The organism is Azospirillum canadense (assembly GCF_025961225.1).
Lineage (GTDB): Bacteria > Pseudomonadota > Alphaproteobacteria > Azospirillales > Azospirillaceae > Azospirillum > Azospirillum canadense.
On record NZ_JAOQNG010000001.1, the window covers coordinates 2331194 to 2355084 of the forward strand.

The 23891-nt window shown below is 65.9% G+C and carries 20 protein-coding genes and 1 tRNA gene; 8 read left to right on the forward strand and 13 right to left on the reverse strand.

All coding sequences use genetic code 11. The features are described 5' to 3' along the window. Positions 1-15 precede the first annotated feature (15 nt). The 4 genes from M2351_RS11075 to M2351_RS11090 all read right to left on the reverse strand — a co-directional run bounded on the left by M2351_RS11075 (position 16) and on the right by M2351_RS11090 (position 4372). Complete coding sequence (locus tag M2351_RS11075; protein WP_264656126.1) at positions 16-1896, reverse strand: hypothetical protein; 1881 nt, start codon at positions 1894-1896, stop codon at positions 16-18. A gap of 294 nt (positions 1897-2190) precedes the next feature. After that, positions 2191-2267 (reverse strand) — tRNA-Arg (locus tag M2351_RS11080). An 85-nt stretch (positions 2268-2352) separates the two neighbouring features. Then, positions 2353-3324, reverse strand: coding sequence for an alpha/beta hydrolase (locus M2351_RS11085; RefSeq protein WP_264656127.1), 972 nt, complete (start codon positions 3322-3324; stop codon positions 2353-2355). Positions 3325-3373: 49 nt separating this feature from the next. Beyond that, positions 3374-4372, reverse strand: a complete 999-nt coding sequence (locus M2351_RS11090) for an ABC transporter ATP-binding protein (RefSeq protein ID WP_264656128.1) — start codon at positions 4370-4372, stop codon at positions 3374-3376. Between the two features lie 184 nt (positions 4373-4556). Here M2351_RS11090 and M2351_RS11095 point away from each other — a divergent pair, with 184 nt between their 5' ends. The 3 genes from M2351_RS11095 (at position 4557) to M2351_RS11105 (ending at position 8888) form a co-directional block, all read left to right on the forward strand. Next, the gene (locus M2351_RS11095) at positions 4557-4748 is read left to right on the forward strand and encodes a zinc-finger domain-containing protein (protein ID WP_406567376.1); all 192 of its coding nucleotides are present in this window, start codon (positions 4557-4559) and stop codon (positions 4746-4748) included. Positions 4749-5022: 274 nt separating this feature from the next. Next, complete coding sequence (locus M2351_RS11100) at positions 5023-7113, forward strand: putative bifunctional diguanylate cyclase/phosphodiesterase (RefSeq protein WP_264656130.1); 2091 nt, start codon at positions 5023-5025, stop codon at positions 7111-7113. Positions 7114-7202: 89 nt separating this feature from the next. Then, on the forward strand, positions 7203-8888 hold the full coding sequence (locus M2351_RS11105) for a P-loop NTPase fold protein (protein ID WP_264656131.1): 1686 nt from the start codon (positions 7203-7205) through the stop codon (positions 8886-8888). A gap of 239 nt (positions 8889-9127) precedes the next feature. On the opposite strand, the gene M2351_RS11110 is transcribed toward M2351_RS11105, so the two are convergent. Both M2351_RS11110 and M2351_RS11115 read right to left on the reverse strand, forming a co-directional pair. Beyond that, positions 9128-9526, reverse strand: coding sequence for an HVO_A0114 family putative DNA-binding protein (locus M2351_RS11110; RefSeq protein WP_264656132.1), 399 nt, complete (start codon positions 9524-9526; stop codon positions 9128-9130). Next, positions 9523-9894 carry a DUF6516 family protein gene (locus tag M2351_RS11115; protein ID WP_264656133.1) on the reverse strand — a complete coding sequence of 124 codons (372 nt, stop codon included), beginning with the start codon at positions 9892-9894 and terminating at the stop codon, positions 9523-9525. The genes M2351_RS11110 and M2351_RS11115 overlap by 4 nt, the downstream gene beginning before the upstream one ends. Before the next feature lie 437 nt (positions 9895-10331). On the opposite strand from M2351_RS11115, the gene polA reads away from it, so the two are divergent. Beyond that, positions 10332-13235: a DNA polymerase I gene (gene polA / locus M2351_RS11120; RefSeq protein WP_264656134.1), complete on the forward strand. Its 2904-nt coding sequence runs from the start codon at positions 10332-10334 to the stop codon at positions 13233-13235. Between the two features lie 32 nt (positions 13236-13267). On the opposite strand, the gene M2351_RS11125 is transcribed toward polA, so the two are convergent. Both M2351_RS11125 and M2351_RS11130 read right to left on the reverse strand, forming a co-directional pair. Then, the gene (locus M2351_RS11125) at positions 13268-14230 is read right to left on the reverse strand and encodes a bifunctional helix-turn-helix transcriptional regulator/GNAT family N-acetyltransferase (RefSeq protein ID WP_264656135.1); all 963 of its coding nucleotides are present in this window, start codon (positions 14228-14230) and stop codon (positions 13268-13270) included. A 69-nt stretch (positions 14231-14299) separates the two neighbouring features. Further along, on the reverse strand, positions 14300-15127 hold the full coding sequence (locus M2351_RS11130) for an SDR family oxidoreductase (protein ID WP_264656136.1): 828 nt from the start codon (positions 15125-15127) through the stop codon (positions 14300-14302). A 189-nt stretch (positions 15128-15316) separates the two neighbouring features. On the opposite strand from M2351_RS11130, the gene M2351_RS11135 reads away from it, so the two are divergent. Then, a complete protein-coding gene (locus M2351_RS11135) occupies positions 15317-16072 on the forward strand; it encodes a hypothetical protein (RefSeq protein ID WP_264656137.1) in 756 nt (251 codons plus the stop codon). After that, complete coding sequence (locus M2351_RS11140; protein WP_264656138.1) at positions 16069-17067, forward strand: BMP family lipoprotein; 999 nt, start codon at positions 16069-16071, stop codon at positions 17065-17067. The genes M2351_RS11135 and M2351_RS11140 overlap by 4 nt, the downstream gene beginning before the upstream one ends. An 18-nt stretch (positions 17068-17085) precedes the next feature. Here M2351_RS11140 and M2351_RS11145 read toward each other — a convergent pair whose 3' ends face one another. Continuing rightward, the gene (locus M2351_RS11145) at positions 17086-18270 is read right to left on the reverse strand and encodes a pentapeptide repeat-containing protein (protein WP_264656139.1); all 1185 of its coding nucleotides are present in this window, start codon (positions 18268-18270) and stop codon (positions 17086-17088) included. A gap of 72 nt (positions 18271-18342) precedes the next feature. Then, the gene (locus M2351_RS11150; protein ID WP_264656140.1) at positions 18343-19092 is read right to left on the reverse strand and encodes an isochorismatase family protein; all 750 of its coding nucleotides are present in this window, start codon (positions 19090-19092) and stop codon (positions 18343-18345) included. 358 nt (positions 19093-19450) lie between these two features. On the opposite strand from M2351_RS11150, the gene M2351_RS11155 reads away from it, so the two are divergent. Together M2351_RS11155 and M2351_RS11160 are read left to right on the forward strand one after the other, a co-directional pair. After that, the gene (locus M2351_RS11155) at positions 19451-20014 is read left to right on the forward strand and encodes a hypothetical protein (RefSeq protein WP_264656141.1); all 564 of its coding nucleotides are present in this window, start codon (positions 19451-19453) and stop codon (positions 20012-20014) included. Continuing rightward, positions 20011-20634, forward strand: coding sequence for a hypothetical protein (locus M2351_RS11160; RefSeq protein WP_264656142.1), 624 nt, complete (start codon positions 20011-20013; stop codon positions 20632-20634). Before M2351_RS11155 ends, M2351_RS11160 begins: the two co-directional genes overlap by 4 nt. Positions 20635-20665: 31 nt before the next feature. On the opposite strand, the gene M2351_RS11165 is transcribed toward M2351_RS11160, so the two are convergent. The 3 genes from M2351_RS11165 to M2351_RS11175 form a co-directional block, all read right to left on the reverse strand. Then, positions 20666-22000, reverse strand: coding sequence for a UDP-glucose dehydrogenase family protein (locus M2351_RS11165; protein WP_264656143.1), 1335 nt, complete (start codon positions 21998-22000; stop codon positions 20666-20668). Positions 22001-22133: 133 nt separating this feature from the next. Beyond that, positions 22134-23003 carry a UTP--glucose-1-phosphate uridylyltransferase GalU gene (galU, locus tag M2351_RS11170; protein ID WP_264656144.1) on the reverse strand — a complete coding sequence of 290 codons (870 nt, stop codon included), beginning with the start codon at positions 23001-23003 and terminating at the stop codon, positions 22134-22136. Positions 23004-23137: 134 nt separating this feature from the next. Beyond that, complete coding sequence (locus M2351_RS11175) at positions 23138-23884, reverse strand: DnaJ domain-containing protein (protein WP_264656145.1); 747 nt, start codon at positions 23882-23884, stop codon at positions 23138-23140. Positions 23885-23891: the final 7 nt, after the last annotated feature.

Here is a 23891-nt window from a genome sequence, read left to right on the forward strand (position 1 = left end):
GCGCAACGCGCTGCATCAAAGGTTGATGAAGGCGATGTAGTTCTGGCCGTCCGAGCTGCCGGTGGTGAAGGACATGGCGCCGACCGCCTTTCCGGCGAAGGTCACGCTGGCATCGATGGTGCCGTCGCCGTTGATGTCCACGTGCGCCGTGGCGCCTTTGTTGCCGTCGGCGCCGCCCATCTCCTCCCAGGTCAGCTTCGACGTGCCGGACTTGTAGCCCCACAGGGTCGCCCACTCGCCCTTCTCCAGGTCCATGATGGTGGACCAGGTCGCGTCCGGGTTGCGGCCGTCGATGAAGAAGGTGTCGTTGCCGGCACCGCCGACCAGCCAGTTCGACCCCGACCCGCCGTCGAGCACATCGTCGCCCGCCCCACCGTCCGCGGCGTCGGTGCCGCCCAGCAGGTTGATGAAGTCGTTGTCGGCCGAGCCCTTGATGACCTCGTTGCGGCCGTCCCCCATGAAGGCCCATTTCAGGGTCGGGACCGGCCCGTCGTAGGCATAGGCCTTCACGGTTTCGGTCACGCCGTCCACGACCCGCTGCATGTCGGTCGAGGGGCGCGTGTCCAGCGGCGGCGTGGTGGTGGTGGTGTCGGTCGGGGGCGCGGTGTCCGGCGGCGTGGTGTCCGGCGGCGCGCCGGCATTGCCGCCTGACGACCGGTTCAGCGTAGCGACGAACAGGTCGGTCAAGCCGTTGGTGTCGCCGTCGACCACATTGTCCGCCATCGTGGCGAAGAGCAGCCGCGTGCCGTCCGCGCTCAGGCTTTCGCCGGTGACGTCGGCGTTCAGCTGGCTGCCGTCGGCCCCGAGGCTTACGCGCCGGATGACGCCGGTGTCCAGATCCTTCAGGAACACGTCCTTCGTGCCGTTGGTGTCGCCGTCCACGAGGTTGCCGGCGTAGCTGGTGAACAGGACCGACTTCCCGTCCGGGCCGAAGGTGACGCCGTAGCTCGTGCCGTCGGCCGGGGTACCGTCGGCCGCCGTGCTGACCAGGTGCGTGGTGCCCGTCGTCAGGTCACGGACATACACGCCCGCCGACCCGCTGTTGTTCGCGTCGAGACCGGCCACGTCACTGGTGAAGAGGAGATAGCGGCCGTCCGCGGACAGGGCCTGGGCCGTCGACATGCCCCCGTCTGGAAGCGAGCCGTCCGGAAGCCGGTCGATCCGGTCGACCTGGTTGGTCTCCCGGTTGAGAAGGCGCAGCGCCCCGTTGTTGGTGTAGACGAGGACCGACCCATCGGACGACAGCACCGGGGCCGTGGCCGTGAACGGTGCCGGGGAATCGGAGTTGCCGTAGGCGTTGAACGATCCCGTCTCAAGGTCGCGGAGGACGACCGACGTCGATTGTGCCTGATGGATGCCAAGGCCGGTGCTGACGTAGGACAGGGTCTTCCCGTCGGCCGCGAGGGCGAGGTTGGCGATGCTGTTGGCGCCGCCGTTCAGGGTCGTTTCGGCCCCGGTCGCGACGTCACGGATGTGGATGACCGTGCGCGGGCTGCTGTAGGCGTCTGAGACCGGGTCGACGCTGGTGTAGAGCAGCTTGCTCCCGTCGGCCGAGAAACCGACCACGCCCAGTTGCCTCGACTGGTTCTCGTCGGAGGCCGGCATGTCGATGCGCGTGAGGGTGCCGGTCTGCAGATCGCGCAGGAACAGGTCCGGCAGGTCGTTGTCGTCGCCGGCCACCAGGTTGCTCGCGCCGCTGGAAAAGGCGACGTAGCGTCCGTCCGCCGAAATCACGCCGGTGCTGGCATCGTCGGCCTGCGTGCCGTCGGCCGCCGTGCTGACGCGCTCCACCGTAGTAACAGCGGAGCCAGCCAGGAAATCACCGCCAACTCTACCAATTGTATTGTCGCCCGCCCCGCCGTTCAGCGTGTTGGCACTGCCCCAGAGAATAGCCATTACTAGGCTCCATCAGCTATCGGTTTTGACCAATAGTTGCAAATCTCTGGTCACGGCCATGCATTCTCAATGACGCCCACGGGTGATGCCCGTTTTGGCGGAGCGACCCGTTGGGGCTCTTCCTACGCCCCGAGATCAATCATTGGATGTATCCGAAATTGCGGGGCAGGCAGCGCCGTCCGCGCCGCCGCCTTCGGACCGGCCACCGCGCCGATCCTTGAGCGGAAAATGTGGGGAAAAACAAAAAGGCTAGAGCGGATTTCCGTAGGAAATCAACGCTCTAGCCTGAATTTGTGGCGGACCCGATACGATTCGAACGTACGACCTCTGCCTTCGGAGGGCAGCGCTCTATCCAGCTGAGCTACGGGTCCAGCGTGGTGGAGGCGCACCATAGCGAAGTCGTTGGCGGAGTGCAAACACTCCTTTCGACTTTTTTCGGCGCCCTTCCGAGGCCCCCTACTTCGCCGCCACGAGGTCGCGCGGGCCGCGGTCGGCGCCGCTGACCAGCGGGCTCTTGGGGTCCCGGATCCAGGTGGCGATGTCGTCCAACACCACCTGCCCCTTCAGGTCGCGCAGCAGCATGTGCCAGCCGTCGGGATAGACAGCGACCACGTTCCCCGCGTGCGCCTCGAAGTCGCGGATGGCGCGGTGCACCGGCGTCTTGGGCAGCACCTCCTCGTGCGCGCCGTACAGCACCAGCGACGGCACCTCCATCCGGCCGCAGGCGGCCAGCGCGGATCCCATCAGGTCGGTCAGCCCTTCCAGCGCGTCGACGCGGGAGCCCTTGATGACCAGCGGGTCGCGGCCCAGCGCGCGCAGCATCTCGATGTTGTCGGATGCCTGGATCTTCAGGTCCTTCGGCGGGTGCACCACGATCCCGGGCATGAGGTTGTAGCTGACCCACAACAGCGCGCGGGGGACGAAGCCCATGGTCTCGCGCCCCCACACGGCCGGGGCGACCAGGATCGTGCCGTCGGCGCGCGGCGGGTTCGGGGAGGTCATGGCGGTCAGCACCACCGCACCGCCCATGCTCTCGCCCATCAGGTAGAGCGGCGCGCCGGGGTGGCGGGCGCGCACCTGCTCCGCCGCCGCGCGCACGTCGGCGACCAGCGTCTCCGTCCCCGGCCAGATGCCGCGGTTCTGCGTGGCGCCGAATCCGCGCTGGTCGTAGGCGTAGGTGGCGACGCCGTGGGTGGCAAGGCTGCGCCCGGCGCCCTCGAAGGCGTTGGAGTAGTCGTTGTAGCCGTGCAGCGCCAGCACCACCGCCTTGACGCGACCGTCGGACGGCAGCCAGGCGCGCATCGGCAGTTCGAACCCGTCCGCCGCGACGAAGGCCTGGTCGGTCAGGCGCGGCTGCGTGATGGCGTTGCCCATGGGCTGAAAGGTCGCGGTGCAGGCCGACAGCACCAACCCCATCCCCATGACCATGACCGCCGCCCTGAACCGTCCCCGAAACCGGCCCCCCAGCCGCCCCCCCCTAAGCTGCATTGTGCACACCCTCCCCGCGCGCGTGCGCACCGCCGGTCAGCTGCAGGAAGATGTCCTCCAGGTCCGATTCCTCGGTGCTGAGATCGATGACGCCGAGCCCCGTGGCGGCCAGCGCGGCCAGCACGCCGTCCACCCGCTGCCGGCTCGGCTGGTAGCGGACGACGATGTGGCGCGGGTCCGCCAGTTCGGCGGTGAAGCCCGACAGCGCGGCCGGCACGGCGTCCAGATCGCGGTCCACGGTGATGGTCAGCGCCTTGGCGTCGACGCGGCGCAGCAGCTTGGCCGTCGGCTCGCAGGCGACGACCGCGCCGTGGTTGATGATCGCGATGGTGTCGCACAGCTCCTCCGCCTCCTGGAGGTAGTGCGTGGTCAGCAGGACCGTGGTGCCCTCGCGGTTCATCTTGCGCACGTGTTCCCACAGCTGGATGCGCAGCTCCACGTCCACGCCGGCGGTGGGCTCGTCCAGCACCAGCACGGGCGGGCTGTGCACCATGGCCTTGGCGACCATCAGCCGGCGCTTCATGCCGCCGGACAGCGACCGCGCGTAGGCGTCGGCCTTGTCCTTCAGACCCACGGCGTCCAGCAGCTCCTCCGTCCGGCGCTCCGCCTTCGGCACGCCGTACAGGCCGGCCTGCAGCTCCAGCATCTCGCGCGGGGTGAAGAAGGGGTCCATGTTCAGTTCCTGGGGAACCACGCCGATCGAAGCACGAGCTTGCCTGGGATGGGCGTCGATGTCCGTCCCCCAGATGGAGACGTCGCCCTCCGTCTTGTTGACGAGTCCGGCCAAAATATTGATGAGCGTGGACTTCCCGGCGCCGTTCGGCCCCAGCAGGCCGAACAGGGATCCGCGCGGAATCGCCAGGTCGATGCCCTTCAGCGCGTGCTTCGGGCCGGCTTTTCCGGCGGGACGATAGATTTTGGTGAGGCCGCGGACCTCGACGGCGTGGGCCGGCAGGTTGACGGGATTGAGGGGGGCGTGCGCAACCATGTGGGTCGAAACGTGGCCTTTCCGGTCTAGCCCAGAGTCCCCGAAGCTTCCCAGCTTTGGGGACCCGAGTCCAATCACTTGATCCGTGCGGCGCGTTCGGTATGATCCGGCCCGCCCGCGCGCGTGCCTCATTCGGTGGGCATCTTAACGATGGCGTTATCGCGCGAGTGTGTCAAAGTGGAGGATGTCTGCCATGCAGCCGATCGAAACGATTGAAGTGGAAACCCTGACCGTCGGGTGCGACGGCGGCGGCGGTGCGCTGGGCCATCCGCTGGTCTACCTGACGCTGAGCGCCGAGGGCCGCGCCGAGTGCCCCTACTGCTCGCGCCGGTACATCCTGAAGGAAGGCGCCAAGACGGGCACGCACGGCCACTGAGGCCGGGCACCCTCACCAGCACGAACCAGGGCCGGAGCGATCCGGTCCTTTCTTTTTGCCCGCTCGTTCCCGCTGCGGAACGATGCCGCACCGGCCACGATGGCCCTTTCATTGCAATTGTGAAAAATATAAAACGATCTGCCTTGACGTGCGCCGCGATCCGCTTTCTACTTTTTCGCAGCGCAAAAAGAGGCACGAGTCGAAATCCTTCGTTCGAGTTCGAATAATGCTGTTCCCCGAAGGTGCCGCTCTTGCGTCAGATGAGGCCCGATCCATGAGCCAAGAGACGGAAGAGCAGTACAGAAGTATTTTCGAGAACGCGGTCGAGGGCATTTATCAGACCACGGTGGACGGCCGTTACCTGCGGGTGAACCCCGCGCTGGCGCGGATATACGGCTACGGCTCGCCGAAGGACTTGACCGACAACCTGACGGACATTGCCGGGCAACTCTACGTCGATCCCGGCAAGCGGGAGGCTTTCGCCCGCCTGATGGCGGAGCGCGACGTGGTGACCAACTTCGAGGCGCGCGTCTTCCGCCGCGACGGCTCGATCATCTGGATCGCCGAGAACGCGCGCTGCGTGCGCGACGCCGCCAACCGCATCCGCTACTACGAAGGCACCGTCCAGGACATCACCGAGCGAAAGCAGCACGAGGAGAAGATCCGCCTGCTCGCCACGGTGTTCGAAAGCGTGGCGGACGGCATCCTGATCGTCGATCCGGACATGTCGGTGCAGGCGGTCAACCCGGCCTACGAGATGATGACCAGCTTCCAGCCAGAGGAACTGCTGGGCCGTCCGCTGGTCCTGTTCGCGCCGGGCTCGCACGAGCGCAGCTTCATCGAGGACATCTGGCGCGCCGCGCGCCGCGACGGGCGCTGGCAGGGCGAGGTGACCAGCTTCCGCCATTCCGGCGACGCTTTCGCGGCGTCCCTGTCCGTCACCGCGGTGCGCGCGCCGGGCGGCGCGCTGGAGCATTACGTGCTGACGCTGGCCGACATCAGCCAGCGCAAGTACCAGGAACACCAGATCCGCTACCAAGCCAGCTTCGACCGGCTGACCGACCTGCCCAACCGCTGGCTGGTCTGCGAACGGCTGGAGGAGGCGATCACCCGCGCCCAGCGTATGCGCACCAAGGTGGCGGTGGCCTTCCTGGACCTGAACCGCTTCAAGCAGGTGAACGACACGCTGGGCCATCACGCCGGCGACGACCTTCTGAAGCTGGTGGCGAAGCGCCTGCGCAACTGCACGCGGGTGTCGGACACGGTGGGCCGGCTGGGCGGCGACGAGTTCCTGATCGTGGCCCCGGACGCCGCCGACCGCGCGTCGGGCGCCCGTCTGGTGGAGAAGATCCTCTATTCGATGGGCGAGCCCTTCGCCGTCCACAACCAGGAGCTTTTCTGCGGCGCCTCCATCGGCGTGGCCTTCTACCCCGACGACGGCGAGACGGCCGACCAGCTGCTGCGCAACGCCGACCTCGCCATGTACCATGCGAAGCGCAACCCGGAGTGCAAGTTCGTCTTCTACGAAGACGGCATGCGCGAGCGGACCGGCTTCACCCTGGGCCTGGAGAGCGACCTCCGCCGCGCCGCCGCGACGGGCGACGAGTTCGAACTGCATTTCCAGCCCAAAGTGGAGATGGAGCATGGCAGCCGCAGGGTGATCGGCGCCGAAGCCCTGATCCGCTGGCGCCACCCCAACCGCGGCCTGGTCAGCCCGGCCGAGTTCATCCCCTTGGCCGAGGAAACCGGCCTGATCTGGGAAATCGGCGCCTGGACCCTGAAGGACGCCTGCCGCCGCCTGTCCGGCTGGATCGGCGCCGGCCTGGACATCGCCTCGGTCTCCGTCAACCTGTCGCCCCGCCAATTCCAGGACGCCCGCCTCGTCTCCTTCGTCCGCGACGTGGTCGAGTCCACCGGCGTTCCGCCCGAACGGCTGGAACTGGAACTGACCGAAGGCGCCATGATCGGCGACATCGAAAAGGCGGTGACCATCCTGCACGGCCTGAAGGACATCGGCGTCCGCCTGTCCATCGACGACTTCGGCACCGGCTATTCCTCGCTGGCCTACCTGAAGCGCTTCCCCATCAACACCCTGAAGATCGACCGCAGCTTCGTCCGCGACATCGTCCAATCGGCAACCGACCCGGCCATCGTCGGCACCATCGTAAACCTCGCCGACAGCCTGGGCTTCGACACCATCGCCGAGGGCGTGGAGACGGAGGAACAGGCGGAGATGCTGCGCCGGCAGCGCTGCACAAGGATCCAGGGGTTCTTGATCAGCCGGCCGTTGGACGTGGACGCGTTTGAGCGGTTCGTGGCGGAGAGCAATGGGAGTCAAGCGCCGATAGCCCCAGCGAGTTATTGAGTTATAAATAACCGCAAGAGAGCCTAAAATAATTTAGTCTGGGTCGAGCTTTATATTGATAAAATTCGGTGCAATCGGCGAGGATTATCATGTCCACGGAGCTTATTAAGAGCGAGTTGCTGAGCTTCTTAGGAAGAAAAGACGCGGAAGTTCTATGCATTAGCGGAAAATGGGGTGTTGGGAAAACCCATGTATGGAGAAAACAACTTGAAGAGGCGCAGAGATCAGAAAATATTGCTCTTGAGCGCTATTCATATGTCAGTCTTTTCGGTATTGGCTCTCTTGATGATCTAAAATACGCGATATTTGAAAATGTTGTCCCAACAGCTACAGGGGATTTCAATGCTGACATCAACACCTTGAACGGATTTATAGAAAACAGTTCAGGGTCGTGGAGAAAACTCGCGAGATATGGCCAGTCCATTCCATTGATTAAGAACTTTACGGGCGGGGACACTCCTGCCGCGCTCTCGTTTTTAACTATACGTAAACAGATAATTTGCATTGACGATATTGAGCGTCGCGGCAGCAAGTTGGATATTGCGGATGTTCTTGGTCTAGTATCTTTTCTCAAAGAGCAACGCAGTTGCAAGGTGGCTCTTATTTTGAACAATGAACAGCTAGATGATAAATCCAGAGATAATTTCCATGAACACCTCGATAAGGTCGTAGATCTTTTAATATCTTATGAACCGACACCACAAGAATCGACGTCCATTGCCCTGGAAAATTCGGGTAATATTGCGCATAGCATCTCCGAGCTATGCGTCACTCTCGGAATTTCCAATATCAGGGTAATAAAGAAGATTGATCGTCTAGCGCACAAAGTTTATCCCACTGTAAGTGGTTTTAATGATGGGGTACTTAGAAAAATACTAATGTCACTAGTCCTTTTTGGGTGGGCTTTCTATCAACGCGAAACAGCTCCCAGTCTCGATTTTATAGTCAGCAACGAAAGAAGGAGCCTTTTTGGTCGATCGAAGAACGACAATCTGCCCACAAAGGAGGCGGCGTGGAACGCTTTGCTTGAATCATATGGATTTTGGCGGGCAGATGAATTTGATCTAGTCCTTGCCGAAGGGGTAAGAAATGGATACTTCGATCTTACCAAAATACTCGAGCATGGGAGAGCACTGCACGAAAAAATGGAAGCGCTTAGTGCAGGTGGATCGTTCGAAGAAGCCTGGAGACGCTATCACGAATCTTTCGATAATGACCATGAAGAAGTTCTCGATGAAATTTATTCTTCATTCAAAAAGAATGCAAAATACATATCACCTATAAATGTTAATTCAACGGTTGAAATATTCCGAGATCTACATCGGAACGAGCAAGCATCTGAAATCGTAGCATGCTACTTTGAAGCTTTGAACGATGAAAAAGCTTCTTTGAATTTGAATAGTTATCCTTTTCATAATGAAATAACTGACGCTGAATTGAAGAATGAATTCAAAAAGAGATTTTTTGGAGCAAATAAAGAAGCCAATATACCTGAAATTATGCTCAAACTTAAGAGTGGCTGGAACGATAGCGACCTAGCTTTACTAGCTGAAATGGCAGTTGACGAGTACTATAAAATCTTTAAGCAACATCGGGGCAAAGAGCTTAGAACAATTATCAGCGGATGTCTGCAATTTGATATAATGGAACCAACCTCCAAGAACATAAAAGAGATATCGGCGCGCGCAAAGGATGCTCTGAGGAGAATTGCTGGAGAATCACGAATCAATGCTCATCGAGTCAAGAAATTTGGTATATCGATTGAGGAAAAATGAAAATTTTTATAATCTGCTCAAGCTTCTAATCTGAAGGTAATAATTTTGGACATATTGGATTTTGCAAAGCCGGTATGGGCGGATTTTGTGCACTGAGCGCGCATATTGAACGATAACTCGTGTTTTTCTGTGACGTCTCTTGGGTTTCGCTTACGCTCTACCTAACTACGCTCCCACCTGTCTATCACGATATCGCCATAGAGACACGGAGACACGGAGACACAGATGCACGTAAAGCGTCACTCCACCCCGCGCCGCTCTCCATTCGACGTCGTAGCCAGCAGCGGCAGCTCCACCGACACCCGATCATACACCGTCCGCGGAACCAGCGTCCGGCCTTGCCGGTGCAACTCCACCAACCCGAACCGGGCCAGCGTCTTCAAGGTCCGCGACAGGTTCGGCCCCTTGCGCCCGCTCAGCGTTTCCAGTTCCGCGACCGAAGACGGCTTCTCCGCCGCGATCAGTTCCAACAGAAGCTGGTTCTTCGTGGACAGCACCTGCGCAAAGCTCTCAATCGAGGAAAACCAGATCTTCGGTTCGTCGGGCGAGGGTTTGCGCTCGCCGCGGGCGATGGACATCAGCCGGGCCTTCTGCTGCTCATAACTGGCGATTCCCACCTTGACCACCCGCTCGGTCATGACCGCGCTCCCTTCCCCGTCAACACGGCGTCCACCTTGGCGAAGAAATCGGACAGCAAATCCTCCGCCGATCTGTACTCGTAGTAGCTGATCCGATCACCCAGGTGCTGATGGTCGTATTCGACGCGACGCACTCTCCCAGGCCCGCTCCGCTCCCCGGTCAGCTTCGGGGCGTGGGCGTTGTCGATTGCGTAGACCCGCGGCCCTTCCAGGGTGTGCAGGGTCAGCGAGTATTTCACTCCATGCGGCACCGACGGCGACGGCGTCACCCTGCGCGCCTCAATCTTGAACCAGTAGCCACCGCCAACCTCACCGCACTGCCCGTCCATGTCGAGAAGCGCCTGCACTCCCCACTCGTCGCTGGTCATGCCCGCTCCCGCCGTCACAACACTTATCACCGGATGATAGGTTTTTCAATGAGCGGCCGGTCGGCCTCATCAAAAGGCATGCACATCCTGACGACGATCCCGGTGAAGCGCAGGCGCGCCTATTGCCGCATGCAAATGTAGAGAATCACGCAAGCCATACCCGGCGCCTCACCACCCCGCCCGGCGCCTTTCCGCATCGATCCTCTGTGTCTCCGTGTCTCTATGGTTCACCACCGCCCCGGTTGCGCCCAGCCCCCAAATCCGCTAGGATCAAAGTCACAAAGGGGCGAGATCCGCCCAATGCGACATCACCGCGTTTCGTGTTTCATAGCGTTTCACGACGTTTCATTCCGCCCATCGGCCCGCCCGTCCGCACCCCCCTCGACTCTCGGCCCGCCTTCGGCCATGGTAGCGCCCCAAAGGGAAGAGACCGCGCCATGTCCGACGACCAGACCGCCCAGGCCCAGACCGCCGAAGCAACCGTAACGACCACCGCCGCCCCCGCCGGGGACGGCAGCGGCCTGTACCTCGTGGACGGGTCGGGCTTCATCTTCCGGGCCTTCCACGCCCTGCCGATGCTGAACCGGCCGGATGGGACGCCGGTGAACGCGGTGTTGGGCTTCTCCAACATGCTGCTTAAGCTGCTGGCGGACCTGAAGGCCTCGGCGGTGGCGGTGGTCTTCGATTCCAAGCGGCTGAACTTCCGCAACGACTTCTACCCGGAATACAAGGCCCACCGGCCGGAACCGCCGGAGGAGCTGAAGCCCCAGTTCGCCCTGATCCGGGAGGCGACGGAGGCATTCTGCCTCCCCTGCCTGGAGTTGGAGGGGTACGAGGCCGACGACCTGATCGCCACCTACGCGCGCCTCGCGAACGAGGCCGGGCGCGAGGTGACCATCGTGTCCTCGGACAAGGACATGATGCAGCTGGTGCGGCCGGGCGTGCGGATGCTCGACCCGCTGAAGAACAAGCCGATCGGCCCCGACGAGGTGTTCGAGAAGTTCGGCGTCGCCCCCGACAAGGTGGTAGACGTGCAGGCGCTGGCCGGCGACAGCGTGGACAACGTGCCGGGCGTGCCAGGCATCGGCGTGAAGACCGCGGCCCAGCTGATCACCGAGTACGGCGACCTGGAGTCCCTGCTGGCCCGCGCCGGGGAGATCAAGCAGCCGGCCCGCCGGCAGAAGCTGATCGACTACGCGGAGCAGGCGCGGATCTCCCGCCGCCTCGTCCTGCTGGACGACCACGCCCCGCCGCCGAAGCCGCTGGACGAGCTGCGCGTCCGCGAGCCCGACCACCAGAAGCTGATCGACTTCCTGAAGGCCCAGGGCTTCCGCACCATCGTCGGCCGGGTCGAGGCGGAGATGCGCAAGGACGGCACCATCGCCGACGGCGCCGCCGCCTCGCCTGCCCCCGCCGCGGCATCGACGACCGCAACGCCGACCCCGGCCCCCGCGGGCGAAACCCGCAGCCGCCCCGCCGCGCCGACGGGCGTGGATAAGCGCTACGAACTGGTCCAGGACCTCGGCGCCCTGACCGCCTGGGTGGAGCGCGCCCGCGCCACCGGCATCCTGGCCGTGGATACGGAGACGGACAGCCTGACGCCCGCCACCGCGACGCTGGTCGGCATCTCGCTGGCGACGGAGCCGGGACTGGCCTGCTACATCCCGCTGGCCCACAAGCCGGCCGGGGCCGCCGCCGCGGGCGAGCTGTCCTTCGACGCGCAGGAGGCACCGCCGCAGATCCCCGCCGCCGACGTCATGGCCGCGCTGAAGGATGTTCTGGAAGACCCGTCGGTCCTGAAGATCGGCCACAACTTCAAGTTCGACCACCAGCTGTTCGCCCGGCACGGCGTCCGCGTGGCGCCGGTGGACGACAGCATGCTGATCTCCTACGTGCTGGAGGGCGGCGCCCACGGCCACGGCATGGACGAGTTGGCGGAGCTGCACCTCGCCTACACGCCGATCCCCTTCAAGGAGGTCTGCGGCACGGGCAAGAGCCAGATCACCTTCGACCGCGTGCCGCTGGACAAGGCGCTGGCCTACGCGGCGGAGGACGCCGACATCACGCTGCGCCTGTGGCGGGTGCTGAAGCCGCGCCTTGTGGACGACCGCATGGTCACCGTCTACGAGACGCTGGAGCGCCCGCTGGTCCCGGTCATCGCCGATATGGAATCCTGCGGCATCCGCGTGGACCGCGCGGCGCTGGCCCGCCTGTCCCAAGACCTCGCCGTCCGGCTGGCGGAGATCGAGACGGAGGTCCACAAGCTCGCCAACCGCAGCTTCAACATCGGCTCGCCCAAGCAGCTCGGCGAGATTCTTTTCGACGAGCTGAAGCTCGGCACCGGCAAGAAGGGCAAGACCGGCGCCTACTCCACCGACTCAAGCGTACTGGAGGAGTTGGCGGAGCAGGGCCACACCATCGCCCAGCGGGTGCTGGACTGGCGCCAGCTCGCCAAGCTGAAGAGCACCTACACCGACGCGCTCCAGGCCCAGATCACGGAGCGCACCGAGCGGGTGCACACGGCCTTCGCCATGGCGGTGACCAACACCGGCCGCCTGTCCTCGACCGACCCGAACCTGCAGAACATCCCCGTCCGTACGGAGGAAGGGCGCAAGATCCGCCGCGCCTTCGTCGCCGCGCCGGGGCACAAGCTGATCTCCGTCGACTATTCGCAGATCGAGCTGCGGCTGGTGGCGGAGATGGCGAACATCGCCGCACTGAAACAGGCCTTCCAGGACGGCATCGACATTCACGCGGCGACGGCGTCCCAGGTCTTCGGCGTACCGCTCGACCAGATGACCTCGGAGATCCGGCGCAAGGCCAAGGCGATCAACTTCGGCATCATCTACGGCATCTCCGGCTTCGGGCTCGGGCGGCAGCTCGGCATCATGCCCGGCGAGGCGAACGCCTTCATCAAGGCGTATTTCGAGCGCTTCCACGAGCTGAAGGTGTGGATGGAGGCGACCAAGGCCTTCGCCCGGCAGCACGGCTATGTGGTGACCCTGTTCGGCCGGCGTTGCTACATCCCCGGCATCCACGAGAAGAACGCCGCCCGCCGCGCCTTCGCCGAGCGCCAGGCCACGAACGCCCCCATCCAGGGCACCGCGGCCGACATCATGAAGCGCGCCATGGCCCGCGTCCCCGCCGCCCTGAAGGACGCCGGCTTCGACGACGTCCACATGCTCCTCCAGGTCCACGACGAACTGCTGTTCGAGGTGCCGGAGGCCAAGGCGGAGGCTGCGGCGAAGCTGGTGCGGGAGGTCATGGAAGGCGCCGCCACCCTCGGCGTCCCCCTGGTCGCCGAAGCCGGCATCGGCGACAACTGGGATGAGGCACATTGAGGGGAGCGCATTGACGACGGGAAGCGCCGGGCTCACCCCCGGCGCGGCCGGACGAAGCGCTGCTCGGTCACCTCGGCGCCCCACTGGCTGCCGGGCCACTCCTCGGCGAGCGTGAAGCCGTTCGCCTCGTAGAGGTGGCGCGCGGCGTCCAGGCCGCGGAAGGTCCACAGGTGCGTCTCGGCGAAGCCCTGCCGGTCGCAGAACTCCATGGCCCGCTCCAGCAGCGCGCGCCCGACCCCGGCCCCGCGCAGGCCGTCGTCGACGATGAACCAGCGCAGGTGGGCCAGCCCCGACCCCAGGTCCTCGCCGTCGATGGCCACCGTGCCGACCACCGCACCTTCGACCGACGCACTCCAGAAGCCGTTGGCGGGGCAGTCCATGCGCTCGGCGAAGGCCGCCATGTCCGCCGCAACCCGGCGCTCGAAGACGCGGCCGAAGCCCGCCGTCCGGCTGTAATAGCGCGCGTGCATCTCCACCGCCCGCCCGATCACGCCCGGCCGATAGCCCTCGTCGTAGCGGATCGCCGGGCGCGCCGGCTCCGGCTCCCGCCCCGTCCGTCCGGCGGCCAGCGCCCCGGCGTAGGAGGCCAGCGCGTCGGCAATGGCCGAGCGCTCCGCCGCGGGCAGGAGCGCCAGCGCGTCCTCAACCTGCGTTCGGGCGAAGCGGTCGATGCCCTCCAGCGTCCCCCGCCCCTTCGCCGTCAGGGAGAGCGGCTTGATCCGCCCATCGGTGCCGTGCGCCTCCGCCACGATCTCCCCGGCGGCGGCCAGCTTGCCCAGCATGCGGCTGACGCTCGACTTCTCCAGCGCCAGCACCTCGCAGAGGTCCACGGCGGTCATCGATCCCCGGCGGCCGATCTCCACCAGCGCATGCACCGCCGACGGCGGCAGGGCCGTGCCGGCCAGGGTGCCGCGCAGAAACCCGAGTTCCCGCACCAGCCGCCGCGAGGCGTCGCGAACCGCACCGACCTCCCCGGCGTGAATCGCACTGGTCATGACCAAACCCCTCTCAAATGGTTGCATAATACAACCACTTGGGAGGGCGGAAGGCAAGCGCCCTTGGCGTCAGTCCAGGAAGATGTCCGGCGCCAGTTCCGCGCCCGGCCGCACGGCGTACTGGTCGAGGTCGGTGATCCCCTCCTCCGCCAGCACTTCGTCGTCGATGAAGAAATTGCCGGCGGTGGTCTTGGCGTCCCGGGTCAGGATGGCGTGGGCGGCGTCGGCCAGGATGTCGGGCTTTCGGCAGTTCTCAAATTCAGCCGCACCCTTCAACATGGCGACGGCCGCCGTGCCGATGATGGTCCGCGGCCACAGGGAGTTCACCGCCACCCGTCCGCGGAACTCCGCGCTCATGCCCAGCGTGCACAGGCTCATGGCGTATTTCGCGATGGTGTAGGCGGTGTGATGCTGGAACCAGCGCGGGTTCAGGTTCAGCGGCGGCGACAGGGTCAGGATGTGCGGGTTATCCGCCTTCAGCAGGTGCGGCAGGCAGGCCTGGGAACAGGCGAAAGTGCCCCGTCCGTTAACGCCCATCATCAGGTCCCAGCGCTTCATCGGCGTTTCCATCGTGCCGGTCAGGCTGATGGCGCTGGCGTTGTTGACCAGGATGTCGATCCCGCCGAAAGCCTCCACCGTCTTGGCGACCGCGTCGGCCACCTGCGCCTCGTCCCGGATGTCGCAGAGGATGGGAAGCGCCTTGCCACCCGCGGCCTCGATCTCCTCCGCGGCGGAGTAGATGGTGCCGGGCAGCTTGGGGTGCGGCTCGGCGGTCTTGGCGGCGATGGCGATGCTGGCGCCGTCGCGGGCAGCGCGCAACGCGATGGCCTTGCCGATGCCCCGGCTGGCACCGGTGATGAACAGCGTTTTCCCCTGAAGCGACCGCGTGCCGGCCATGGCGTTCCTCCCCAATGTTGCGAGCCGTGCCCCGGATGACTGTGCGCCGGGACCGGCCTCTTGCACCCATGCTATCACATATGCCGGGCGCGGCGTCCAGACGCTTGGGTTATGCAATTGACCTATGCGTCATGCAGCCCGTTCCGTTTACAGTGGTCGTGCCCCTCCCGCCCGCCGAGCATTGCGCCCTTGCTCCTCCTGGCCCGCCTGCTTCTGCTCCTGGCCCTGCTCACCCCTATCACGCCAGCCCTGGCCCAGGCGGTGGTGCAGCATTTCTTCTTTGAGGCAGTGACCGATGATGTTCCCGCCGACCTGCCCTACGAAGCGCGCCAGCGCCTGACCGAGCGGACATACAACGACCTTGTGCCAGCTGTGCTTCGGGAGAGCGGAGTCGACGCGGCCGGGGCCGCGATTGAGATGCGCATGGGTGGTTACCAGCTGCGCACCAACCCATCGCTGCACATGGCGGTAACGTTGCCCGATGGGCCAGCCGATGGACTCGCTGCGGCGTTGGCCTGGGTGCTGAACCAGGACAGCGTGCTGGTCGCCGACTTCTCCAGTGCCGATGGAGCCACCGGCTACGCGCTGATCCGCTTTCCCGACGGCACGCTGACGCCGGACCTCGCCCAACGCTTCTTCCTGGCCGCTGCGGCGCTCGATGCCGGGCTTGGCGGGGGATACACAGCTTTCGGCGACAGCATGCTGTTCCTCAACCTGCGCGGCGCCGACGGGCGGCCTTACAGCGGCCTGTCCGACGCCGACTTCACGGCGGCACTCGGCCATACCGTGGCAACGTTTCCCGGCGCGGCGCTCGCCGACACAGGGCGTGCCGACGCCCGCCTGATCGAGCGGCCACCGACCGCACCCCTCCCCACCTTGGCGCCGCTGCGGGCACGGCACGTGGCGCTGATCCAGCAAACCCGAACGCCGGAACCCGCCCGATGACCCTGCCCGACCGCCGCTCCGTCCTCGCGCTGGGCGCCGCCGGCCTCGCCTGCCTTGCTGTTTCTCCCTCGGCATTGCCCGCTCACGCGCAGGGCTTCACGCCGGGGCTCGTCTACGCCGTGGGGCAGAAGTTCGACAAGAGCTTCAACGAAGGCGCGCTGGCCGGGGCGGAGCGCTTCAAGGCGGCCAGCGGCGTACCCTATCTGGAGTACCTGCCGGCCAGCACCGCGCAGTTCGCCCAGGCGGTGACGTCCCTGCTGCGGCGCGGGGTGACGGACCTTGCGACCATCGGCTTCTACTACGCAGCACCGCTTGCGATGCTGGCGCCGAAGCATCCGGCCGTCCGCTTCACCCTCGTGGACGCGGTGGTGGAGGCCGCGAACGTGCAGTCGGTGACCTTCAAGGAGCAGGAAGGGTCCTTCCTCGTCGGCGTGCTGGCGGCGCTGGCGTCGCAGTCCGGGACGGTCGGCTTCATCGGGGCGCTCGACATCCCCTTGATCCGCAAGTTCATCGCCGGGTTCGAGCAGGGCGCGCGGCACGCCCGGCCGGACGCCACTGTGCTGGTCAACTTCGTCGGCACGACGCCGGCCGCCTTCAACGACCCGACGACCGGGGCGGAGGTGGCGAAGGCGCAGTTCCAGCGCGGCGCCGACGTGGTGTTCGCCGGGGCGGGCGTGTCCAATTTCGGCATCTTCGCCGCGACCAACGACGCGGGACGGTTGGCCATCGGGGTCGACAGCAACCAGAACCACCTCTATCCCGGCCGAATCCTGACCTCCATGCTGAAGCGAGTCGATCTGGCGGTGGAAAGCGCCTTTCAGGCAGGCCGTGTCGGACGCTGGACGCCCGGCGTCCGCGCGCTGGGGCTGGCCGAGGGCGGGGTCGACTACGCGGTAGACGAGAACAACCGCTCCCTGCTCACCCCCGCCATGCTGGAGGCGGTGGAGGCAGCCCGGCGCGACATCGTCGCCAGGCGCATCACGGTAACCGCGTAATCCCTCGCGCGTGATCTCTCACGCGTACAGGGGCTCCACAGCGGTGGCGAAGGACAGGTCGGCGCCGCGCAGGGTGTCCACCGTCGCGCGGATGCGCGTCAGGTCGGCGCCGTGCAGGATCGCGCGGGCGAGGCTGGTGTCGCGCAGGTCGGCACCGGTCAAGCTCGCCTCCGCGAGGTTGGTCGGCCACAGCCGGCTTCCGTCGCCGGCCAGGTCCACGGGGCGAAGCTTGGCCCGCCACAGCTTGGCCCCGGCGAGGTTGGAGCCACGCAGGTTGCAGCCGGACAGGTCGGCGCTGGTGAAGTCCGCGTCCCGAAGGTCGCAGTAGGACAGGTCCGCCATGACCAGCTTCGCCCCGGAGAAGTCGGCCCCGCGCAGCCCGCAGAAGCGCATCACGCTGCCCGCCAGAAGCTGGTTGGCGAAGTTATAGCCGCGCAGGTCGACGCGCTGCATCTCCAGCCGGGCACCCGTCCCGCCGCTGCGCTCGACCCAAAGCTGGTGGGCCGAGATGGCGTCGGCCAGCCGACCGGCCGGGCTGACCAGCCCCGTGCCGTCCACGTCGATCCCCCGCCGCTCCAGCCGCTGGCGCAGCCCCTCGTCCAGCCGGGCGCCGCACAGCAGCACGCCGTCGAGCGCCGCACGCTCCATCACCGCGCCGACCAGGTTCGCCCCGATCAGGACCGCTCCGGACAGGTCGCCGTTGGAGAAATCCGCCCCCTCCAGGTCGCAGCCGGAGAAGTCGCACTGCGCCATGCGGGCCTCAGCGAGGATTGCCCGCGCCATCTTCGACCCGATGAAGGTCGTGCTGCCGTCGGCGTTGCCGGCCGGCTTCCGCTCGTCCGTTCCCAGCATCATGCCCTGGCGCAGGTCGGCGCCGCGCAGGTTGGCCCCGGTCAGCGTGGCGCCCTCCACCCGCGCCCCGCGCAGGTCGGCGGCGACCAGGGACGCGCCGGTCAGGTCGGCCTTGGACAGGTCGGCGGCGAACAGGTCGGTGTTCGACAGCTCCGCGCCAGCCAGCCGCGCGGCGGAGAGGTTGGCGCCGCTGAGCTTCGCGCCGCTGAGGTTGATGCGGTTGAGGCCGAGCCGCGACAGGTTGTGGAAGCTGAGGTCCGCGCAGCGTCCCTTCATGCTGGGGTCGCGCGCCAGCCATTGCTGGTGCTTGACCAGCTTGTTGCGGATCGCCCTCAGATACCGCTCGTCCATCGGCCCTCATCCATCAACCGACGACTCCGCGCCCAAACTCGGGGCCAAGAAAAAGCGGAAGGCGTGTGTGATTCAGCGCAGATCGTCCGACAGGATCGCCCCGCGGGAGGCCATCATGTACAGCCCCATGTGGTGTGCCGGTCCCTGCGGATGCGCCGCCGTGTCCGGCAGGCCGAGGGACCGCGCGACCTCCAGCGGCAGGTCGTAGGTCGCGCAGCCGGGCTCATACACCACGATGTCCTTCAGCGCCGGCGCCATGCCGTGGTTGCGGGCGGACAGAAGGGTCAGCACGAAGTCCATCACGCAGATGTCCGTGCAGATGCCGACGGTGACCACCGCCTCAAGCCGGTTGCCGTTGATCCAGTCGAGCAGCCGGTTCCGCCCGCCGGCGCCCGTCGCGTCCACCTCCGTCGCACCGACCATGACGTTGATGCAGTCCTTGGCGATCAGGGTCGTCACCGGCTCCGACTCCAGCCACTTCAGCTCCGGCACCAATTCATCGTGGCCTGTGCCGGCGAGGCAGTGCGGCGGATAGGGCGGCTCCGGCCTGGTCGGGTCGTGGCTGTCGAGCGAGGCGCAGACCGGCCATTCGGCCTGCACGAAGCGGCGGGCGAGCCGGTCCGTTTCGGCGATCATGCGCGTCACCTGCCCGTTCGGCGCCGGCGGGGCGAGCGGGCCGCAGCCGACGCTGGCGAAGCCCTGCACCTCGTCGATGATCACCAGCCCGGTGCGCCCGGCCGGCATCGCGTAGGCACCGAAGGCCACCGGAAAAGTGCGGCGGACCGTCTCCAGCGCGTCTTCGCGTTCCAGCAGGTCGAGCATGCATCCTCCGTTTTGTCGGCCCCATGGACAATAGGGCCGGACACGCGTCGACTGTACCGCCGCAGGGCGGAAACCGCCACGGCGTCCCGGGTTGCGGCGCGGCGCATCCGGGAGCGGAGGGATGGGCTCCGCCCCCGGACGAGCACGACAGCCTAAACGCTGCGACACTTTGGCCGTACGCCCCGCGATCCACGGCGACGCGCCGATGGTCCGCGGACCGGACGCAATATTTTTGCGGACTCCGCGCATGATCTGAACAGCCCCCACGGGGGGCTGCGACAGAATGCCGCAAAGCCAAGCGGGCCCAACTCAGTCCTCATGTGTGGAGCAAGGCGCCGTTGCAACCACGGGTACACAAATGGTCATATCGGCCGAGTTCCTGGGCATGCTTCTGCTGATCACCAGCGCCGCGGCGCTCGGCCTGTCCATCGTCATCGACGTCGGCCAGATCAGCGCCGAGAAGGCGCGCGAAACGATGATGCATCGCCTGCACGACAAGAAGAAGCTCGCCTTGACGGAGTGGAAGCGAAAGACCGACCAGAAGCAGACCGACCTGACCGCCCTGCAAGCGCGGTTGACCGAATGCACCGGTCGCCGGCAGAAGGCCCTGTCGGAGATCAAGGCCCTGGAATTCACCAAGGTCGAGTTGGTGCACGAACTGGGCGACGGCGACGGGACGACCGTCTTCTGGTCGCAGCTCGCGGTTCAGGAGAATTTCGGAACCATCGAGCGGCGCGACGTGATCTTCTCCCGCCAGATCTGGGATTACCGCAACGTCGCCCACATCTGGACGCCCACGTCGGAGCAGGCCTTCGCCTTGGTGCGCACGACCTTCACCGCGAAGAACGGCGTCCTGCCCACCCCGGTACTGCCGCTGGCGCTCGCCCCGTCGCAGGACGGCGGCACGGAGGGGCCGGCATGACCGGCATGATGCTGTATCTCAGCCTTGGGCTGATGGTCCTGTCGGTGATCTCCAACCGCTACTGGCGGCGTCAGCTCGCGGCCATGCGGTCGAACCAGGACAAGATCAAGGTCAAGGTCGACGACGCGACCAAGGAGGTGGCGGAGGTCGCGGCCGTCTACGCCCAGCTTGCCCACCAGCATGCCGAGACGGAAAAGCGCGTCGGCAAGGCCGAGCAGGAGATGCAGGCCGCCTTGCTGGAACTGGACAAGCGGCGCGACGGGCCCGTGGTGCGCTACTACGTCTTCGATCGCATCGAACCCCGCGCGGGGCGCTTCTGGGAAGCGGCGGTCCGCCACACACCGGCCGACTCGCCCCTCCAAGACCGGCCCACCCACCGAACCTGGACCGGCATCCGCCGCTACGTGCTGATTGCCGACACCGAGCGTGAGGCGCGGGAGCGCGTGGAGGCCCGCTTCCCGCGCAAAGGCGGGTTCCACCTCATGGAGATGGTGCCTTGCCGGCTGAACGGGCTCGCGGTGAACCGCATCCCGGAATTCAGCACCTTCCGCAAGCCTGGCGCAGCGGAGGAGGAGACGAAGCCGGTCCGGCGTCCCGCCTCAGCGTCGGCGCGCGGTTGACCGGCCCTGCGCGGGCCGGTTCCGGACACCGTTATCCGGCGATCGGCTGCGACGGACGGCCGATGGAGCTGTAGCTGAAGCCGGCTTTCGCCATGTCGCCGGGATTGTAGATGTTGCGCAGGTCGATCATGACCGGCCGCTTCAGCAGCTTCTTGACCCGCTTCAGATCCAGCGCGCGGAACTCGTTCCATTCCGTGAGGATGGCGACGCAGTCCGCGCCGTCGAGCGCGGCGTAGGCGTCCTTCGTCCACTCCACGCCGGGCAGCAGCTTCCCGGCCTCTTCCATGCCCGCCGGGTCGAAGGCACGCACGTGGGCGCCGGCCGCCTGCAGCGCCGGGATGATGTCGAGCGAGGGCGCGTCGCGCATGTCGTCGGTGTTGGGCTTGAAGGTGACGCCCAGCACGCCGATGGTCTTGCCGTCCACCACCCCACCGCAGGCGGCGATGATGCGCTCGGCCATCTGCTTCTTGCGCTTGGCGTTGATGTCCACCACCGTCTCGATGATGCGCAGCGGGCTGCCCACCTGCTGCGCCGTGCGGACCAGCGCCAGCGTGTCCTTGGGGAAGCAGGAGCCGCCGTAGCCCGGGCCGGGGTGCAGGAACTTCTTGCCGATGCGGCCGTCCAGCCCGATGCCGCGGGCAACGTCGTGCACGTCCGCCCCGACCTTCTCGCACAGGTCGGCGATCTCGTTGATGAAGGTGATCTTGGCCGCCAGGAAGGTGTTGGCCGCGTATTTCGTCAGTTCCGCCGTCTCCAGCGAGGTCACCACGATCGGCGTTTCGATCAGGTAGAGCGGCCGGTAGAGCCGGCGCATCACCTCGCCCGCGCGTTCGGAGGTGGCGCCGATGACGACGCGGTCGGGACGCATGAAGTCGCCGATGGCCGAGCCCTCGCGCAGGAATTCCGGGTTGCTCGCCACGTCGAAGTCGGCACCAGGCGCGAAGTCGGGACGGACGCGGCGGATGATCGCCTCCACCTCGCGGCCGGTGCCGACCGGGACGGTCGACTTGGTGACGACCACGGTGTAGTGGTCGAGGTTAGCGGCGATCTCCTCGGCGGCGCCATAGACATAGGACAGGTCGGCGTGCCCGTCGCCGCGGCGCGATGGCGTGCCCACGGCGATGAACACGGCGTCGACACCCTGCATCGCCTCCTTGAGGTCCATGGTGAAGGACAGGCGCCCCGCGGCGACGTTGCGTGCCACCAGGTCGTCCAGGCCAGGTTCGTAGATCGGGATCTCGCCGCGCTTCAGGCGCTCGATCTTGCCCGCGTCCTTGTCGACGCAGCAGACGTGAACGCCGAACTCCGAAAAGCAGGCCCCGGACACCAGCCCGACGTAACCTGTGCCGATCATCGCAATACGCATAGGGATCCCTCGTTGCCGCAATCCGCAGTGCCGGTTGTGTTCAGCCTTCGAACGGCGTGGCCCCGGCATGCGTCGCCCGCCGTCCCGGGGTTAACGGGAACGGCGGGCGGGCGGATCATACCACTTTCGTGTTTCAGCAGTACTTCCGAAGCATATCACGAACCTTGCCGGCCATGTCCGGGCGCTTCAGCGCGTGGGCCAGCGTGGCCTCGATGAAGCCGACCTTGTCGCCGCAGTCGTAGCGCGTGCCCTCGAAGCGCAGGCCGTGGAAGGGCTGGTTGCCGATCAGCTTGGCCATCGCGTCGGTCAGCTGGATCTCGTTGCCCGCGCCGCGCTGCTGCTTTTCCAGGTGGTCGAACACCTCCGGCTGCAGGATGTAGCGGCCGATGATCGACAGCGTCGACGGCGCCTCCTCCGGCTTGGGCTTCTCCACCAGCCCGCGCACCGTCGCCAGACGGCCGTCGTCCTTCTCCACGTCCAGGATGCCGTAGCTGCTGGTCCGCTCGCGCGGCACGTCGACGACGGCGACGACGTTGCCGCCGACCTCGTTGTAGGCCTCGACCATCTGCTTCAGGCAGGGCGTGTCGCCCTGCACGAAGTCGTCGGGCAGGACGATGGCGAAGGGTTCATTGCCGATCACCGCGCGCGCGCACCACACCGCGTGGCCGAGGCCGAGCGGTACCTGCTGGCGGGTGTAGAAGCAGCGCCCGGGGGCGATCTCGCTGTCGCGCACCACCTCCAGGGCGTCGGCCTTGCCGCGCTCCTCCAGCGTGCGGTTCAGTTCGGTGTCGGCGTCGAAATGGTCCTCGATGGCGCGCTTGCTCCGGCCGGTGACGAACACGAAGTCCTCGATGCCGGCGGCCCGCGCCTCTTCCACGGCGTGCTGCAGGAGGGGGCGGTCAACCAGCGGCAGCATCTCCTTCGGGATCGCCTTGGTCGCCGGCAGGAAGCGCGTGCCGAGGCCGGCAACGGGAAACACCACCTTGCGCACGGGTTTTAGCATTGAAGTTCTCTTGCAGTTGCTTGAGGAAATACTTCGAATATGGAGCCACTTTGCGCAGTCGCAAAACGCTCGCGAAGCTTTCTGCCACAGCTATACCAGAGGTGCAACAGACCCTTCTGAGGGCCGGCATTTGGCTAATTGCGCAGCAGCAAATCCTTCGCTTGGTTGATCTTGGCGGCCAAATAGGTTGACCCCCCATGATCCGGGTGCACTTTCATCATCAGCCGACGGTGAGCGTCCTTAACCTGTTCAGGGGTTGCCCCCGGCAACAGCCCCAAAATGTCATAGGCCTCCTCGCGGGTCATGGGACCGCCCTGCGGGTCGCCGGGACCGCCGCGCCCCCCCGCTCCTCGGCCGCCGGCCCCGGCCGCTCCGGCCGCGCCCTCCGCGCTGCGCTCCTGCCAATCGGGATGGGTCCGGTCGAGCCAGGCTTCCAGCACCGTCGCCGACTGCGGGTCGTCGCGTCGGCAATCGCCAAGCAGCGCCGTCAGCTGCTCGATGGTCAGGCTGTCGAGCGTCCGTCCGCGCCAGGGGCCGTGCAGCACCTCCCCCGCCATGGCGCCGCTGTCGTGGAACAGGGTCATGCGCAGGTACAGCGTCTCGACTTTGGACGTCTGCCCGCCCGCCGGGCTGTGCCCGGAATACAGGGTGTCGCGCAGCATCCGCCAGCGCGTGAACAGCGGAAAGGCGACCGCACCCAGCATCAGCGCGGTGCCCAGCCTGCCCGTCAGCGTCAGGAAGACGACGACGACGACCCCCAGCGCCATGCCGCCATAGCGCACCGTGTTGGCAAGCGTGCGCGGGTCGGCGGACAGGAAGACGCGGGCCAGAATGTAGAAGCCGACCACCAGCGCGATGCCCAGGAGAAAGTACCCAAACATCCCGCCC